Origin of the sequence: Streptomyces sp. NPDC047081 (genome assembly GCF_040643775.1) — a bacterium.
GTDB lineage: Bacteria > Actinomycetota > Actinomycetes > Streptomycetales > Streptomycetaceae > Streptomyces.
The window spans coordinates 478473-493987 of the sequence record NZ_JBEYUY010000002.1; the positions used below are offsets into that span (position 1 = coordinate 478473).

17 protein-coding genes are annotated in these 15515 nt (G+C 70.7%); 10 read left to right on the top strand and 7 right to left on the bottom strand.

All coding sequences use genetic code 11. The features are described from left to right. Window positions 1–43: 43 nt before the first annotated feature. Together ABZ848_RS05230 and ABZ848_RS05235 are read right to left on the bottom strand one after the other, a co-directional pair. Window positions 44–1495, bottom strand: coding sequence for a cytosine permease (locus tag ABZ848_RS05230; RefSeq protein WP_360825538.1), 1452 nt, complete (start codon window positions 1493–1495; stop codon window positions 44–46). A gap of 103 nt (window positions 1496–1598) precedes the next feature. Then, on the bottom strand, window positions 1599–3053 hold the full coding sequence (locus ABZ848_RS05235; RefSeq protein WP_360825541.1) for a glyceraldehyde-3-phosphate dehydrogenase: 1455 nt from the start codon (window positions 3051–3053) through the stop codon (window positions 1599–1601). A 182-nt stretch (window positions 3054–3235) separates the two neighbouring features. Between ABZ848_RS05235 and gndA the strand changes: the two genes are divergently transcribed. From gndA to ABZ848_RS05270, 7 genes are all read left to right on the top strand, one after another. Further along, the gene (gene gndA, locus ABZ848_RS05240) at window positions 3236–4675 is read left to right on the top strand and encodes an NADP-dependent phosphogluconate dehydrogenase (RefSeq protein ID WP_360825543.1); all 1440 of its coding nucleotides are present in this window, start codon (window positions 3236–3238) and stop codon (window positions 4673–4675) included. 47 nt (window positions 4676–4722) lie between these two features. Continuing rightward, the gene (locus ABZ848_RS05245) at window positions 4723–5205 is read left to right on the top strand and encodes a hypothetical protein (RefSeq protein WP_360825546.1); all 483 of its coding nucleotides are present in this window, start codon (window positions 4723–4725) and stop codon (window positions 5203–5205) included. 105 nt (window positions 5206–5310) lie between these two features. Then, entirely contained in the window at window positions 5311–6774 is a 1464-nt protein-coding gene (locus ABZ848_RS05250; protein WP_360825549.1) for a cytosine permease, read from the top strand. Then, entirely contained in the window at window positions 6771–7319 is a 549-nt protein-coding gene (locus ABZ848_RS05255; RefSeq protein ID WP_360825552.1) for an isochorismatase family protein, read from the top strand. Before ABZ848_RS05250 ends, ABZ848_RS05255 begins: the two co-directional genes overlap by 4 nt. Next, entirely contained in the window at window positions 7316–8023 is a 708-nt protein-coding gene (locus tag ABZ848_RS05260; protein ID WP_360825555.1) for a GntR family transcriptional regulator, read from the top strand. The genes ABZ848_RS05255 and ABZ848_RS05260 overlap by 4 nt, the downstream gene beginning before the upstream one ends. 97 nt (window positions 8024–8120) lie before the next feature. After that, a complete protein-coding gene (locus tag ABZ848_RS05265; RefSeq protein WP_360825558.1) occupies window positions 8121–9362 on the top strand; it encodes an acyl-CoA dehydrogenase family protein in 1242 nt (413 codons plus the stop codon). 129 nt (window positions 9363–9491) lie between these two features. After that, window positions 9492–9893: an SseB family protein gene (locus ABZ848_RS05270; protein WP_360825561.1), complete on the top strand. Its 402-nt coding sequence runs from the start codon at window positions 9492–9494 to the stop codon at window positions 9891–9893. Window positions 9894–10136: 243 nt separating this feature from the next. Here the strand turns inward: ABZ848_RS05270 and ABZ848_RS05275 are convergent, their stop codons facing one another. After that, on the bottom strand, window positions 10137–11117 hold the full coding sequence (locus tag ABZ848_RS05275; RefSeq protein ID WP_360825831.1) for an AraC family transcriptional regulator: 981 nt from the start codon (window positions 11115–11117) through the stop codon (window positions 10137–10139). 110 nt (window positions 11118–11227) lie between these two features. On the opposite strand from ABZ848_RS05275, the gene ABZ848_RS05280 reads away from it, so the two are divergent. Both ABZ848_RS05280 and ABZ848_RS05285 read left to right on the top strand, forming a co-directional pair. Next, a complete protein-coding gene (locus ABZ848_RS05280) occupies window positions 11228–11665 on the top strand; it encodes a VOC family protein (RefSeq protein WP_360825564.1) in 438 nt (145 codons plus the stop codon). Window positions 11666–11766: 101 nt separating this feature from the next. Continuing rightward, window positions 11767–12180, top strand: a complete 414-nt coding sequence (locus tag ABZ848_RS05285) for a nitroreductase/quinone reductase family protein (protein WP_360825566.1) — start codon at window positions 11767–11769, stop codon at window positions 12178–12180. Between the two features lie 25 nt (window positions 12181–12205). Here the strand turns inward: ABZ848_RS05285 and ABZ848_RS05290 are convergent, their stop codons facing one another. Next, window positions 12206–13120 carry an oxidoreductase gene (locus ABZ848_RS05290; protein ID WP_360825569.1) on the bottom strand — a complete coding sequence of 305 codons (915 nt, stop codon included), beginning with the start codon at window positions 13118–13120 and terminating at the stop codon, window positions 12206–12208. Between the two features lie 100 nt (window positions 13121–13220). Here ABZ848_RS05290 and ABZ848_RS05295 point away from each other — a divergent pair, with 100 nt between their 5' ends. After that, window positions 13221–13820: a TetR/AcrR family transcriptional regulator gene (locus ABZ848_RS05295; RefSeq protein WP_360825571.1), complete on the top strand. Its 600-nt coding sequence runs from the start codon at window positions 13221–13223 to the stop codon at window positions 13818–13820. On the opposite strand, the gene ABZ848_RS05300 is transcribed toward ABZ848_RS05295, so the two are convergent. From ABZ848_RS05300 to ABZ848_RS05310, 3 genes are all read right to left on the bottom strand, one after another. Further along, window positions 13817–14221, bottom strand: a complete 405-nt coding sequence (locus tag ABZ848_RS05300; RefSeq protein ID WP_360825574.1) for a MarR family transcriptional regulator — start codon at window positions 14219–14221, stop codon at window positions 13817–13819. The two genes, ABZ848_RS05295 and ABZ848_RS05300, sit on opposite strands and share 4 nt — an antisense overlap. A gap of 70 nt (window positions 14222–14291) precedes the next feature. Beyond that, window positions 14292–14642 carry a VOC family protein gene (locus tag ABZ848_RS05305; protein ID WP_242769228.1) on the bottom strand — a complete coding sequence of 117 codons (351 nt, stop codon included), beginning with the start codon at window positions 14640–14642 and terminating at the stop codon, window positions 14292–14294. Between the two features lie 112 nt (window positions 14643–14754). Then, window positions 14755–15510 carry a methyltransferase domain-containing protein gene (locus tag ABZ848_RS05310; RefSeq protein WP_360825578.1) on the bottom strand — a complete coding sequence of 252 codons (756 nt, stop codon included), beginning with the start codon at window positions 15508–15510 and terminating at the stop codon, window positions 14755–14757. Window positions 15511–15515: the final 5 nt, after the last annotated feature.

Sequence of the window (15515 nt, forward strand, 5' to 3'; positions counted from 1 at the left end):
TCCTGTGGAACCGCTGTTAGTCCGGCTGTGACAACGAGGTGCCTCACGGCTCCCGGTGCTCGTGCGCCGCCTGCTCCAGTGCTTCCGCCTCCGCCGCGGCCACCCGTGCCTCGGCCTCCACGTCGATCGACCGGGTCAGCCACCAGTAGAGCGCCGCGGAGACCGGCAGGCCGATGAACAGGGAGATGTCGGCGCCGTCCAGGGCGTCGGCGATGGGCCCCGTGTAGAGGGTGCCGACGGAGAAGAACGGGATCATGACGGCGAAGCCGACCAGGTACGAGATGATGCCGTGCCAGCCCCAACGGCCGTAGATCCCGCGCGGGTTGAAGATCTCGGCGATGGCGTAGTGGCCGCGGCGCACCACGTAGTAGTCCATGAGGTTGACGGCGGTCCACGGGATGAAGAGGTAGAGGACCAGCAGCAGGAAGTTGTTGAAGTTCTCCAGGAAGTTGGAGGTCGCGGCGAGGGCGCCGACCAGGGAGAGCGCCGCCGTGAGGCCGATCGTCACCAGGCGTACCGACAGCGTCGGGCGCACCCTCTTGATCGAGTCGACGGCACTGATCAACGTGAGCGAACCGCCGTACATGTTGAGCGCCGTCACGGAGACCAGGCCCAGGACGGCGAAGAGGAGCACGATCGCGCCGAAGCCGCTGAACACCTTGTCGCCCGCCGCGTTGATCGACTCGATCGTGTCGAAGTCCTTGCCCGCCCAGGCGGCGAGGAGCGAGCCGAGGACCATCAGCCAGATGCCACCGAGGGCGGAGCCGAAGTAGGTCCAGTAGAAGGTCTTGCGGACCGTCACGCCGGGCGGGAGGTAGCGGGAGTAGTCGGACACGTAGATCGCCCAGCTGATCTGGTAGCCGGCGACCACGCCGAACTGGGCCAGGAACGGCGTCCACTTGAAGGCGCCGAGGTCGAAGGAGCCCGCCGGGTAGTGCAGGGTGACCAGGACGCCGACGGTGAAGACACCGAAGACGACCAGGAAGGTGTACGTCAGGAACTGCTCGGCCTTGTGGATCACGTCGTACCCGACGAGGGCGATGACCAGGGCGACCACCGTGACCACGACCACCCACAGCTTGGCGCCCCCGTGCACGGTGGTGTGCAGGGCCTCGCCGGCGAGGATCGTGTTGAAGACGTTGAAGCCCGCGTACTGGACGTAGGCGAACAGCCAGACCAGCAGGGCTCCGACGTAGCCGAACTGCGGCCGGGACTGGATCATCTGCGGCAGGCCCAGCTGCGGTCCCTGGGCCGAGTGGAAGGCCATGAAGAAGGTGCCGAGGACGGTGCCCGCGACGATCGCGATGAGCGACCAGATGAGGTTGCCGCCCTCGGTGATGCTGATCAGGCCCACCGCGAGGGTGGCGATCTGGGCGTTCGACATGAACCACAGCGGGCCGAGGTGCCACAGCTTGCCGTGGCGCTCGTCCAGGGGGACGTAGTCGATGGAGCGGATCTCCAGGCCCTGCACCCGCGGTTGTGACGATGTGGTCACGGCGCCTCCAGAGTGTTGATCCACCCCACTGGCCGGATTCATTCCCTGGAATTGTCTGGCCAAAGGTCATATTGCCGACCCTTGACCAGACAATCCGACCTGGTCAGACCGCCGGGCTCGGGAAGGTCGGGTACTCGACCCCGGAGACGTGCTGGACGACCCGGATGACCTGGCAGGAGTAGCCGAACTCGTTGTCGTACCAGAGGTAGAGGATCGCGTTGTCGCCCTCGACCTTGGTGGCGCCCGCGTCGACGATCGAGGCGTGGCGGGAGCCGATGAAGTCGCTGGAGACCGCGTCGGGGGCCGTGGTGAAGTCGATCTGGCGCTTGAGCGGCGAGGTCAGCGACACGTCCCGCAGGTAGTCCAGGACCTCCTCGCGGGAGGTCTCCCGGGACAGCTGGAGGTTGAGGATCGCGATCGAGACGTCCGGCACCGGCACCCGGATCGAGCTGCCGGTGATGCGCGCCTTGAAGTCGGGCATCGCCTTGGCCACGGCGGAGGCGGCACCGGTCTCGGTGATGACCATGTTGAGCGGCGCGGAGCGGCCGCGGCGGTCGGCCTTGTGGTAGTTGTCCAGCAGGTTCTGGTCGTTGGTGAACGAGTGGACCGTCTCCACGTGACCGCGCTCCACGCCGAACTCGTCGTCCATCGCCTTCAGCGGCGGCACGATCGCGTTGGTGGTGCAGGAGGCGCAGGACAGGATCTGCTCGTCCGGCTTGATCGTGTCGTGGTTGACGCCGTGCACGATGTTCGGGACGTCGCCCTTGCCCGGCGCGGTCAGCACCACCTTGTCGATGCCGGGGCGCAGGTGCTGCGAGAGGCCCTCACGGTCGCGCCACTTGCCGGTGTTGTCGATCAGGATGGCGTTGCTGATGCCGTACGCCGTGTAGTCGACCTCGGACGGGTCGTTGGCGTAGATCACCTTGATCGCGTTGCCGTTGGCGAAGATCGTGCTGCTCGCCTCGTCCACGGTGATCGTGCCCTGGAACTGGCCGTGGATGGAGTCGCGGCGCAGCAGCGAGGCGCGCTTGACGAGATCTTCGGCGGACCGGCCGCCGCCGCCGCGGACGACGATGGCGCGCAGCCGCAGACCGTTGCCGGAGCCGGCCTTCTCGACCAGCAGCCGGGCGACGAGGCGGCCGATGCGGCCGAAGCCGTACAGGACGACGTCACGGCCCTCGCCGCGCTCGATCTTGTTGGCGCCGGTGGCACCCGCGACGGCCTCGGCGGTGAAGGCCTCCACGGTCAGACCGCGGTCGTCGCTCTTGTAGGTCGCGGCGAGCATGCCGATGTCGATCTGGGACGGGCCCAGGTCGAGCGCGGTCAGGGCCTGCAGGAACGGCAGGGTCTCGGTGACCGAGAGCTCCTCGCCGGCTATCTGCCGGGCGAAACGGTGGGTCTTGAGGATGCTCACCACCGACTTGTTCACCAGGGAGCGGCTGTGCAGCAGGACGGTGACGTCCCGCTCGCGGTGCAGCTTCCCGATGATCGGGATCATCGACTCCGCGGTTTCCTCGCGGGTCATCCAGTCGGTGAACGAGTCGTCGTTGACAGTCACGGAACCATCTTTCGAGCTAGGCGGCGCTCATATGTTAATCCCCTTTTGATCGATCGTTTGAGCGGGGTTCGTCACACCCGTCCCACCCGGAATCGAGACGATCCGGCCGCCGCTGCGTACCTGAGGGTCACGGGGTCGCCCGCCCCGTGACCGTCACCGCACCCGATCGAGGGACGTACACCATGAACGCAACCGCAGCCATCGGCGTGACCGGCCTGGGCGTGATGGGCCGCAACCTGGCGCGGAACTTCGCCCGCCGCGGCTACACCGTCGCCGTCCACAACCGCACGGTGGGCCGCACGCGCGCGCTCATGGAGGTCTACGGCGACGAGGGCACGTTCGTCGCCGCGGAGACGGCCGAGGAGTTCGTGGCCGCCCTGGAGCGCCCCCGACGTCTGATGGTCATGGTGCAGGCGGGCCCGGCCACCGACGCAGTCATCGACGAGTTCGCCGCGCTCCTGGAGCCCGGCGACATGATCATCGACGGCGGCAACGCCCACTTCGCCGACACCCGCCGCCGCGAGGCCGCCCTGCGCGAGCGCGGCATCCACTTCGTCGGCGCCGGCGTCTCCGGCGGCGAGGAGGGCGCGCTGGAGGGGCCGTCGATCATGGTCGGCGGCTCCGTGGAGGCGTACGAGACCCTAGGCCCGATGTTCGAGACCATCAGCGCCAAGGTCGACGGCGAGCCCTGCGCCGCCCATATCGCCGGCGACGGCGCCGGGCACTTCGTGAAGATGGTGCACAACGGCATCGAGTACGCCGACATGCAGCTCATCGCGGAGGCCTACGACCTGCTGCGCCAGGTCGGCGGGTACACCCCGGCCGAGATCGCGGACGTCTTCCGGCGCTGGAACGAGGGGCGGCTCGGCTCCTACCTCGTCGAGATCACCGCCGAGGTGCTGGCCCACACCGACCCGGAGACCGGCGTCCCCTTCGTCGACATCGTCCAGGACGCCGCCGGCCAGAAGGGCACCGGCCGCTGGACCGTGCAGACCGCGCTGGACCTCGCCTCGCCGGTCACCGCCATCGCCCAGGCCACCTTCGCCCGCGCCGCCTCCGGCCAGAACGAGCTGCGCGCCGCCTACGCGGGCCTGCCCGGCGGCACCCGCCCGCTGCTCAGCCGTACCGAGGCCGAACGCTTCGCCTCCCAGGTCGAGCACGCCCTGTACGCGTCCAAGGTCATCGCCTACGACCAGGGCCTGAAGATGATCCAGGACGCGGCCGCCGAGTACGGCTGGAAGATCGACCTCGGCACCGTCGCCGGGATCTGGCGCGGCGGCTGCATCATCCGGGCCTCCTTCCTCGACCGCATCCGCGCCGCGTACGCCGCCGACCGCGAACTGGTCAGCCTGCTGGGCGAGATGGAGTTCGCCATGGAGATCACGGACGCGCAGGTGCCGTGGCGGGAGACGGTCGCCTCCGCCGCCCGGCGCGGCATCCCGGTCCCGGCCTTCTCCGCCGCGCTCGCGCACTACGACACCCTGCGCGCCGGGCGCCTGCCCGCTGCCCTCCTGCAGGGCCAGCGCGACTACTTCGGCGCCCACACCTACCGCCGCACCGACCGGCCCGGCGCCTTCCACACCCACTGGGCCGCGCCCGACCGCCCGGAGACCCCCGCCTGAACCACACCGGGCGTGACCATCCACCGGAACCGGTCGTTCCCGAGGGCATGATCCACATCAAGCGCGGACTCACCACGGCCGCCGCGGCGCTCGCCGCCCTGGCGGCCCTGACCGCTCCCGTCGCCCACGCCACCGACAACGTCCCCTGTCACAGCCCCACCAAGAAGGACCTGACCGACCCCGGCACCGGACACGTGTGGCCGGGGACGGAGGTGAAGTACTGCAACCTCACCCGCGGCCACGTCCCCGTCTACGCCACCCGCTCGCCCGGCGCCCCCGTCGTCGGCTACCTCGAACAGGGCGGCGCCGCCAACTGGTTCGTCACCGAGATGAAGGGCGAGACCTTCCGGGACGGCTCCGCCGAGAACTACTGGTGGGGCTCCACCATGGCGGACAACGGCCGCTGGGGCTGGGTCCCCGACGTCTACTTCGCGGGCGGCGACAACAACGAGGACGACGCGGGCCTGCTGATGCCCGGCGGCTACACCTGCGCGAACGTCTGCGCGCCGCTGCCGTTCTGGGCGCGCTGAGCATCGGGGAGACCGGGCTCCTGTCCGCCGGTCGGCTCTGCTGTTGACGCGCTCATGAAGCCCTGCCTAGCCTCGTTCAAACACGTCTGGACAGGTAGGTCGACGATGGCGGAATCGCTTCAGGTGGAGACACACGGCCTCGACGTCATCGGCGACAGCGAGCGCAAGGGCACCCCGCGGACCCTGTTCTGGCCCTGGTTCGGGGCCAACGTCTCGATCCTCGGCCTGAGTTACGGCGCCTTCGCGCTCGGCTTCGGGATCTCCTTCTGGCAGGCGCTCGTCGCAGGCGTCATCGGCATCGTCTTCTCCTTCCTGCTGTGCGGCTTCATCGCGGTGGCCGGAAAGCGCGGCTCCGCGCCGACGATGGTCCTCAGCCGGGCCGCGTACGGCGTACGCGGCAACCGGCTGCCGTCGGTGATCTCCTGGGTGCTCACCGTCGGTTGGGAGACCGTGCTGTGCGCCCTCGCCACCATGGCCACCGCGACCGTCTTCGGACGGCTCGGCTGGGGCGGCGGCACCGAGACCAAGGTCGTCGCCCTCGTCCTGGTCGGCGCGCTCACCGTCGTCGGCGGCGTGATGGGCTTCGACCTGATCATGCGGCTGCAGACCGTGATCACGGTCGTCACGGGCGTGCTCACCGTCGTCTACATCGGGCTGGTCGCCGACCACATCCACTGGAGCACTGTCAGCGCTCTACCGGCGGGCTCCGCCCAGGAGTTCATCGGCGCGCTGGTCTTCATGATGACCGGCTTCGGCCTCGGCTGGGTCAACGCCGCCGCCGACTACTCCCGCTATCTGCCGCGGAGTTCGTCCAGCAGGGGAGTGATCGGCTGGACCACCTTCGGCGCATCGGTCGCCCCGCTCCTGCTGCTGGTCTTCGGCCTGCTGCTGGCCGGCTCCTCCACCAAGCTCAACACGGCCGTCGCCGCCGACCCCATCGGCGCCCTCACGACCATCCTGCCGACCTGGTTCCTGGTCCCGTTCGCCGTGGTCGCGGTGCTCGGACTGGTCGGCGGCGCGGTCCTCGACATCTACTCCTCGGGCCTCGCCCTGCTCTCGGCGGGCCTGAGAATCCCCCGCTACCTGGCCGCCTTCGTGGACGGCGTCCTGATGATCGCGGGTTCGATCTACATCGTGTTCTTCGCCGACGACTTCCTCGGCCAGTTCATGGGCTTCCTCACCACGCTGGGCGTCCCCATCGCCGCCTGGTGCGGCATCATGCTCGCCGACCTCGCCCTGCGCCGCCGCGACTACGACGAGGGCGACCTCTACCGCCCCGCCGGCCGCTACGGCGACGTCCCGCTCACCCCGCTCCTGCTCACCGTCGCCGCCACCGCACTCGGCTGGGGCCTGGTCACCAACTCGGCCGCGAGCTGGCTGACTTGGCAGGGCTATCTGCTCGACCCCTTCGGCCTCGGCGGCAAGTCCGGCGCCTGGGCGTACGCCAACCTCGGGGTCCTGGCCGCCCTCGCGCTCGGCTTCCTCGGCACCCTCGTCCTGAGCCGCGGCCGCGTCCACGCCCAGGAGGCGCAGGCCCCGAGCCCGCTGGACGCGGAGGCGGCCGTATGACCACCGGTCTGCTCGCGGTCATCGACATGCAACGCGTCTTCGCCGACCCCGACAGCCCCTGGGCCACGCCCCGTTACGCCGAAGCCGCGGCAGGAGTACGACGTCTGCTGCCGGCCTTCGGCGAACGGGTCGCCTTCACCCGCTTCCTGGCCCCCGCGAAACCGGAGGGCGCCTGGCGCGCCTACTACGACCAGTGGCCCTTCGCCCTCCAACCGCCCGGCGCCCAACTCTGGGAACTCACCGACGAGTTCACCGACCACAAGGGTCACGTCGTCGACGCCGCCACCTTCGGCAAGTGGACCCCGGAACTCGCGCGGCACGTCGGCCCCGAGGGCCGCCTGGTGCTCGCGGGCGTCAGCACCGACTGCTGCGTCCTGTCCACCGCCCTCGCCGCCGCTGACGCCGGTGTCGAGGTGATGGTCGCCGCGGACGCCTGCGCGGGCGCCGACGACGACTCGCACAGCAAGGCCCTCCAGATCATGGACCTGTACCGGCCGCTGATCCGCGTGACGACCGTCGCCGAGATTCTCGGGGAGGCCGGGTGAGCGGAGTCCGGCTCAAGCACCAGCGGATCACGGAGGTGCTCGCGAAGGAGATCCGCAGCGGCAGCCGCCCCGCGGGGGAGCGGCTGCCCGGCGAGCACGCCCTGGCCCAGCGGTTCGGAGTCAGCCGTACGACGGTCCGCGCGGCCCTCGCCGAACTGTGCGAGGCCGGTCTGATCGCCACCCGCACCGGCAAGGGCTCGTACGTCCTCTTCGATGGCCGCCCCCTGGAGGACAGCCTCGGCTGGGCCCGCGCCCTCGCCACCCATGGCACCGACGCGGAGGTGCGGACGCTGGCCGTACGGGAAGTCCGCGAGGCGGAGCTGGCCGAGCAACTCGCCCTGGACGGCGGTGAGTTCGTGTGCGTGGAGCGGACCCGCGAGCTGGTCGCCGACGGCACGGTGGTGACGTACGAACGAAGCTTTCTGCCGCCTGTGCCCGGCATCCGGGAGCTGCCGGGGCGCGGGCTCGCGGGGGAGTCCCTCGCCGATGTGATGCTGCGGGCCGGGCTGCGGCCCGACCACGGCGAGCAGCGGCTGGCGGGGCGGCGGATCGACGCGCGGGAGGCGGAGCTGCTGCGGCGGACGCCGGGCGACTGGTTCCTCGACACGCGGCGCACCAGCCGTGCGGCGGACGGCAGCTTCGTCGAGCACGTCGTCAGCCTGCTCGACCCCGACCACTTCGAGCTGACGCTTGAATTCGGCTGACGGTTGGCGATTTCGGGTCGGTACCCCGGGGCCCTCGGCGTGTTCAATCACTCGTGTCGCGTCACGAACCGGACGGCCCCACACGTCAGGAGGCACCGTGCTCGCCCCTCCCGAACCCGCCCTCACCGAAGCCGAGATCATCCGGCGCGCCGTGGCACTCAGGCCCGCCCTGCTCGAACGGCAGCCGGAGACCGAGCAGTTGACGCACTACCCGAAGGAGACCCACGAGGACTTTCTGCGGGCGGGGTTCTACCGGATCCTGCAGCCGCGGCGGTACGGCGGGTACGAGTTCGGGCTGCCCGTGTTCTACCGGGTCGTGACCGAGATCGCCCGCGGGTGCCCGTCCACCGGGTGGGCCCTCTCGCTCACCGCCGCCCATGTGCTCCAGGTGGCCACGCTCTTCGAGGAGCGGGCGCAGGACGAGATCTTCGGTGCCGACGGGGAGTTCCGGGCCGCGTCGACCGTCGTGCCGGTCGGGGTCGCGACGCCGGACGGGGACGGGCATGTCGTGCTCGACGGCACCTGGCCGTACTCCTCCGGCGCGCCGTACTCGACCCACTACGTCGGCCAGACCCTCCGCGCGCCCGCCACCCCAGGCGACCCGCCCGGCCCGCCGGTGCTCTTCGTCGCGCCGCGGTCGGTCTGGACGGTGCTGGACGACTGGCACGGGGTCCTCGGACTGCGCGGGAGCGGCTCGAACAGCGTGCACATGGAGCAGGCGCGTATCCCGGCACACTTCACTCGCGACGCTTTCCTGCTCGACCTGCCGGTGGAGGGCGGCAGCACCGGCTCCGAGCTGCACGGCAACCCGATGTACGCGGGACGCGCCCCCAGCTTCTTCCACGGGGAGCTGGCCGCCATCATGATCGGCACCGCGTACGCCGCCGCCGACGAGTACGCCCGGATCATCGCCGCCCGCCCCCTCGCCATGGAGCCCGACCGCACCCGTGCCGACCTGCACGACTACCAGCGCCACCTCGGCGAGGCGCTCGGGGCGATCGACATGGCCGAGGCGGCGCTGCGGCAGACCGCCGAGGACTGGATGGAGGCGTGCAGGCGCAATGTGAGCGGTGAGGCCCCCTTCACCACCGTCGAGGACAACCGGCTCGCGCTGATGTTCCTGAACGCCGGGCGTATCGCCTGGGACGTACTGCAGGGCACCCTGTTCCGCACGGCCGGCTCCCGGCACGCCCGAGACGGCGAGCGGATGCAGCGCTACTTCCGGGACGCGGCCACGTACTGGACGCATGTCGGCCCCAGCATGGCCGAGCCGCTGACCCGACGGGTCGGCTGCGACCGCCTCGGCCTGCCCTCGGACCACATCGCCCTGATCCCGTAGCGCCCGGGGGCGACTTTTGTGCGATCGCAGGTATGCCCCGCCTGCGATCGGGTACGCGAGCAGGGCCGCGCCCGGAAGCGATCTTGCCCTCGGGTGGGGCGTACCACCGTCGCTACCAGGGGATCTGCCATGGACACACCTGCCCACCGCAACAACGTCACACCGGCCCGGCAGGCGCTGGACGCGCTGGCCGTAAACACCGAGGACACCGCGGCGCTGGACACGCTCGCCGGCAGCGATGTGCTCGTTCCCGTGCCCGACGACGCGAGCCAGGGTGACGGGGCCGATCCCGCCGCCGTGGCGCTGCCCGTCCTGGAACAGCCCGGCGGTGACCCGGTCGTTCCGGTCTTCACCTCCGAGGTGGAGATGGCGGAACTGCTGCCGTACATCTCCAGCTACCGCCTGGTGCCGCTGGGCGCGCTCGCCTCCCAGTGGCCGGCGGACGATCTGTCGCTCACCATCGACGCCGGGTCCGACCACCCGCTGACGCTGACCTCGGAAGGGGTACGCACCCTGCTGGCGCGCCCGTAGCAGGCGGTCGAGGGGGCCCGGCCCGGCCACCGAACACGGAAGGGGAGCGGCCGGGCCCGGGCAGGGTGCGGGCGGTCTCCCGCTCCCGCACCCGGGCTCTCGCACGGCACGAGGACGAACGGCGCCGACCCCGTTCATCCTCGGACGCCCGCGGTCGCCGTGGCAGACGATACGTCCGTGAGGGCGCCCGCGTCGCTCCCTGATGCGCGGAGACTGTCCGCAAAACGCGGCGGATCGAGGCATTCACGCGGCGCGCAGGGTCTGCGAGGGTGACTCCCCGAAGCGCTCCCGGTAGCGCCGCGCGAAACGGCCCAGGTGGGCGAAACCCCACTGGTAGGCCACGTGCGCGACCGTCGTCGACCCGGGCACCGACGCCCGCAGCTGCCCGCGCACCCGCTGCAGCCGGACCTCGTTGACGTACGCCATCGGCGACATGCCGACGTGCTTGCGGAACGCCTCCTGCAGGCTCCGCAGACTGACCTGGGCGATGGCCGCGAGATGCGCGGCGTCGTAGGGCTCGGCGGGCCTTTCTCGTACGACGTCCATGACCCGCTTCACGGCGGCCGGCCGCATCGGCGGTGCCGGGGCGGTCAGTTGCTCGCGGTAGGAGTGGTCGGCCGCCAGCAACACCCCTTCCAGAAGGGTCTGTTCGAGGCGGCCGCAGATCAGCGGGGAGCGCAGCAGTCCGTGCGAGGCGTCCCGCTCCAGCAGGCTCCACAGCGCGAGCTGCGCCCAACTGCGGCCGGGGCCACGGGTGATGTCGAAGTCCGGCGCGAACGACGGCGTCCGCCGCACCGGTCTGCCCAGCAGCACCTCCAACTGGTGCAGCAGCGCCGCCTTGTCGATCTTCACGGTGACCACGCGGGCGTCCGCCGACCAGGTGTCGACGCGTATCTGCTGCTCCGGATCGAAGAAGAGGCCTCGCCGGGTGGTGCCCAACACGGGCTCGCCGTGGCCCTGTTGGACGGTGCAGTAGCCGTCCAGCGGGACGCCCACGTGGTAGAAGCCGGGTTCGCCGAAGCCCATCCGGATCTCGGTGCCGAAGCTCACCTCGCCGACGGTGAGTGCGCCGAGGTCGACGACACTGAGGGTGGTGGAGAAGTCCGCGGCCGCACCAGCCACTTCGAGGCGCAGATCGTAGTAGTGCACCGCGATCGCGGCCCGGGACTCCTCCACGGAACGCGTCACGTACGTACTGAACTCGGCGGCCCCGTCCTCTTCCACGGCCAAGGCGATGTCTCCCGGTCTCGGGCTCGGCGTCTGCTTTCAGCATGGCACCGCCAGGCGGCGGCCACGCGGGAGACGGGATCTTGCCACGCGGGTACGGTGATCTCATGGAACAGCGCATCACCCTGATCACGCTGGGAGTTTCCGATCTCGTCCGCTCCAAGGCCTTCTACGAGGCGCTGGGCTGGCGCGGACAGGAGGTCGCGGAGACCGTCTTCTTCCAGGCCGGCGGCCTCGGGTTCGTGCTGTGGGGCCGGGACGAACTCGCCCGGGACTGCGGTCTGGAGCCCACGCCCGCAAGGGGTTTCGGCGGCATCGCCCTCGCGCACAACGTCCGCTCGGAGGCCGAGGTCGACGCGCTGCTGGCGGCCGTGGAACGGGCCGGCGGGACCGTCACCAAGCCAGCGGCCGTCAACGCCATCGGCTTCTACTCCAGCGCCTTCACCGACCCCGACGGCCACGCCTGGGAGGTCGCCCACAACCCCGGCTTCCCGCTCGCCGAGGACGGCTCGGTCACCATTCCCGACTTCGGCGGCCTCGCGTAGCGCTTCCGCAGGGGCCTGGTGAACCGTGGGTTCACGGTGGAGGATCCACATGTGCACGACTGCGGCGCCCCGCAACGGAGGAACCGACGAGGAGGCACGGCATGAAGGACCGCACCTATCTCAAGCCGCCCTGGATGCAGCGGAACGTCGGCAACCGGCTCGCGCCCCTGTTCGGGCGGTCGGTCGTGTCCCGGCTCTCGGTGCGCGGCCGCACCAGCGGACAGTGGCGCACGGTGCCCATCGCCGTACTGGAGTACGAGGGCGCGCGCTACCTCGTCTCCTACCGCGGCCTCAGCGACTGGGCGCTCAACCTCCAGGCCTCGCCCGAATGCCGGATCACCGCCCACGGCCGCACCGAGGACCTCATGGCGGAGGAGGTCCCCGAGGTCGAGCGCCCGCCCATCATGGCGGCGTACCGCGACAAGTACGGCTCCATGCCGACCGTCTCCGCGGTGCTGACCGCGCTGCCGGACCCCGCCGACCATCCGGTCTTCCGCCTGCACGCCCGGAGTTGAGCGTGCGGCGTGGGGCCTCGGTCCCTCACGCCGCGTCGACGGTGGCGGGCTGGGGGTAGGTGACGCCGGTCAGCTCCTCGGAGAGGGTCCACAGATGGCGGGCGGCGGCCGGGTCGCTGGCCGCGGGCGAACGGCCGACCAGGGTCGGGGCGCCGCGCATCTCGCCGAGGCCGTCGGGGCCGACGTAGCTCGCGCCGGGCAGGTCCTGGACGGCGGCGAACAGGGTGGGCAGGGCGCCGGCCTTGTTGTCCTGGGCCATGACGCGGTTGCCGACCCGCATGAGGAGACGCCGCACAGCACTGGCGTCATGGCTCTGCAGATTCGTCACGGCATAGCCGGGGTGCGCGGCCGTGGCCCGCACGGACGAGCCCGACTCCGTCAGCCGGCGCTGCAGTTCCAGCGTGAACAGCAGGTTGGCCAGCTTGGACTGGCCGTACGCCTTCATGGGCGTGTACTCGCCGGTGAGGTTGAGGTTGTCGAAGTGGATATAGGGGCCGCCGATCCTGTGCGCGCCGGACGACACGGTCACCACCCGGTCGGTGATGCGCGGCAGCAGCAGGTTCGTCAGGGCGAAGTGGCCCAGGTGATTGGTGCCGATCTGGGTCTCGAAGCCGTCCTTGGTGGTGGACTCCGGGATGTTCATGACGCCGGCGTTGTTGATGAGCACGTCCAGGCCGCCCCGCCAGTTCCAGGCGAACTCGCGCACGGAGGAGAGATCGGCGAGGTCGAGGCGGCGTACCTCCACGCTGCCGTCGACCCCGGCCGCCGCGGCCTCGCCGCGCTTCGGGTCCCGGACCGCGAGCACGACGTGCGCGCCCGCGCCGGCCAGCGCCTCCACGGTCGCGATGCCGAGCCCGCTGTTGGCGCCGGTGACGACGACGGTGCGGCCGCTCTGGTCGGGGATGTCGGACACGGTCCACTTGCTGGGTGCAGTAGTCATGGCAGCTAATGTAGGCGCCGCCAACAATGCTGTCAATGACAACAAAGATGGCGGTGCCAACAATGTAGGCACGGAACACATGCCCGATACACTGGCGCGTATGTACACCCGCCCTCGCAGCTACCACCACGGAGACCTGCGCGCCGCGCTGCTGACCCGCGCCGAGGAGACGCTCCGGGAGAAGGGGCCGGCCGCGCTGTCGCTGCGCGAGCTCGCCCGTGATCTCGGCGTCAGTCATGCCGCGCCGAGCCGCCACTTCAAGGACAAGCAGGCGCTGCTCGACGCCCTGGCGCTGACCGGGTTCGACCGGCTGGCGACGGCCCTGAAGGCGTCGCAGGAGGGGGTCGGGGAGTCGTTCGCGGAGCGCCTCGACGCCATGATCCGCGCCTATGTGGGATTCGCGCTCGGCAATGCCGTACTGCTGGACCTGATGTATTCGATCAAGCACGATCCGGAGGCGTCGGAGGCGTTGGTCGCGGCCACCGAACGCTGGTCCGACCAGCTGGTGGCGCTGATCGTCGACGGGCAGAAACGGGGTGAACTGCGCGCGGGGCCGATGGAGTCGGTGGCGGTGCCGGTCTTCGCGACCCTGCACGGGTACGCCAACCTCGCGGCGAGCGGCATGCTGCCCCCGGAGACCGGCGAGCACGCGCTGAGCGACGTGATCGCCTTCATGCTGCGGGGTTCGGCGCCGGACTAGGCGCCGGGGCTTCTCTGGCCCAACATCCGCTCCAGCGCGGCGCGTTGCAGCGGCAGCACCTCGGTGTGCAGGTCCCGGCCCTTGGTGGTCAGGGCGACCCACACGCCGCGCCGGTCCTCCACGCAGACGGAGCGCTCCAGGAGGCCCTCCTTCTCCAGCCGGCCGATCAGCCGGGACAGCGCGCTCTGGCTGAGATGGACCCGGCCGACCAGGTTCTGCACCCGGCACTGGTCCCCTTCGCGGGGCGACTCGGAGGCGAGGATGTCCAGCACCTCGAAGTCGCTCGCGCCCAGGCCGTGCGGGTGCAGCACCCGGTCGATCTCGCACATCGTGCGAGCGTGCGTGGACAGGATGTCCCGCCACTTGTCCTCGAGCCGGGCCTCGGCCGTCTTCGCTGCCATACCCGCACGGTAACACCGAATCGGCCATTCGTTGAGTGTGCAATTAGTGCGGGTGCATGCAGTGGAGGGGTCAGGAGGTCGGGTCCTGGAGCAGCCCGATGTGGTTGCCGTCGGCGTCCTTCACGAAGGCGATCAGCCTGCCGTTGCCGACGTCCTGGGCGTCCTGCAGCACCTCGGCGCCCGCCTCGCGCAGCGCCGCGAGCCGGCCCCGGATGTCGGAGACGTGCCAGTAGGGCACCGGTCCGGTCATGCCCTTGGCGTGGCCGTTGGGGTCGAGGCCGATGTCCTGTCCGGCGTCCTTGAAGCCGACGTAGTAGGGCTCGTCCGCGTACGGCTCCACCTCCAGCAGCGCGCTGAACAGGGCCTTCGCCGCGGCGATGTCCTTGACGGGGTAGATGACGGTGTTGAGGCCGGCGGTCATGGTGTGCTCCTCCGCATCGGGTGGCCCGACGGTTTTCGTCGGTGGTTTCACGCTAGGGCGGGGGAGCGGTGGACGGCTTCTCGGATCCTGACCGCTTCGCGCCGGCGGTCCCTCATCCGGGGGATCGGCTGTCCGCGACGAGCAGCCGGTAGCCGACGTCCATGCTGTCCAGCGTGAGCAGATCGGCGTGCCGGTCGTGCCAGCGGCCCGTCGCCAGGTCGTCGCGGAGCGCCGTGAGACCCGGGGCGAGGGCGTCCTCCCCGGTCTGCGCGAACAGGGAGATCCCGGCACGCACGCGTGGATCGAGGTAGGCCTCGGGCCGGCGCCAGAACGCGGCGCCGAACCCGTCGGTGCAGTCGTGCGGGACGGGGACGGGCTCGATGCACGCCCCGCCGAGCAGCCCGGCCAGCCGTTCGATCGGTACGGCGCGGGTGTCGTCGAAGGCGGCGGCGCTCGGGAGGTAGTCGCGCACGAGCCAGAACCGCTCGCGGAAGACCGCCTGGTCCCAGGTCAGGACGACGATCCGGCGGCGGGCGACCCGGCGCAGCTCGGCGAGACCCGCCGCCAGGTCCGTCCAGTGGTGCACGGTCAGCAGCGCCATCACGGCGTCGGCGGCGCCGGTGCGCAACGGAAGCCGCTCGGCGACGGCGCACACCGCGGGCGCGGATCCCGGCGGGCGCTGGCTGATCATGACCTGGCTCGGCTCGACGGCGAGAACCGTGGAGGGCGGCTCGTAGGAGCCGGTGCCCGCGCCGACGTTGATCACGTCGGCGGCGTCCCCGAGCGCGGCGTGGATCCGCGCGGCGATCCGCGGATCCGGTCGCCGGGTGAGGCCGTACGTCGTGCCGAGCGTGTCGTAGATGGCCATGTCCC

Excerpts from the sequence above, each read along its gene's own strand:
- gndA (WP_360825543.1), top strand. The coding sequence starts at position 3,236 with ATGAACGCAACCGCAGCCATCGGCGTGACCGGCCTGGGCGTGATGGGC.
- ABZ848_RS05245 (WP_360825546.1), top strand. The coding sequence starts at position 4,723 with ATGATCCACATCAAGCGCGGACTCACCACGGCCGCCGCGGCGCTCGCC.
- ABZ848_RS05250 (WP_360825549.1), top strand. The coding sequence starts at position 5,311 with ATGGCGGAATCGCTTCAGGTGGAGACACACGGCCTCGACGTCATCGGC.
- ABZ848_RS05255 (WP_360825552.1), top strand. The coding sequence starts at position 6,771 with ATGACCACCGGTCTGCTCGCGGTCATCGACATGCAACGCGTCTTCGCC.
- ABZ848_RS05270 (WP_360825561.1), top strand. The coding sequence starts at position 9,492 with ATGGACACACCTGCCCACCGCAACAACGTCACACCGGCCCGGCAGGCG.
- ABZ848_RS05280 (WP_360825564.1), top strand. The coding sequence starts at position 11,228 with ATGGAACAGCGCATCACCCTGATCACGCTGGGAGTTTCCGATCTCGTC.
- ABZ848_RS05285 (WP_360825566.1), top strand. The coding sequence starts at position 11,767 with ATGAAGGACCGCACCTATCTCAAGCCGCCCTGGATGCAGCGGAACGTC.
- ABZ848_RS05290 (WP_360825569.1), bottom strand. The coding sequence starts at position 13,120 with ATGACTACTGCACCCAGCAAGTGGACCGTGTCCGACATCCCCGACCAG.
- ABZ848_RS05295 (WP_360825571.1), top strand. The coding sequence starts at position 13,221 with ATGTACACCCGCCCTCGCAGCTACCACCACGGAGACCTGCGCGCCGCG.
- ABZ848_RS05300 (WP_360825574.1), bottom strand. The coding sequence starts at position 14,221 with ATGGCAGCGAAGACGGCCGAGGCCCGGCTCGAGGACAAGTGGCGGGAC.
- ABZ848_RS05305 (WP_242769228.1), bottom strand. The coding sequence starts at position 14,642 with ATGACCGCCGGCCTCAACACCGTCATCTACCCCGTCAAGGACATCGCC.
- ABZ848_RS05310 (WP_360825578.1), bottom strand. The coding sequence starts at position 15,510 with ATGGCCATCTACGACACGCTCGGCACGACGTACGGCCTCACCCGGCGA.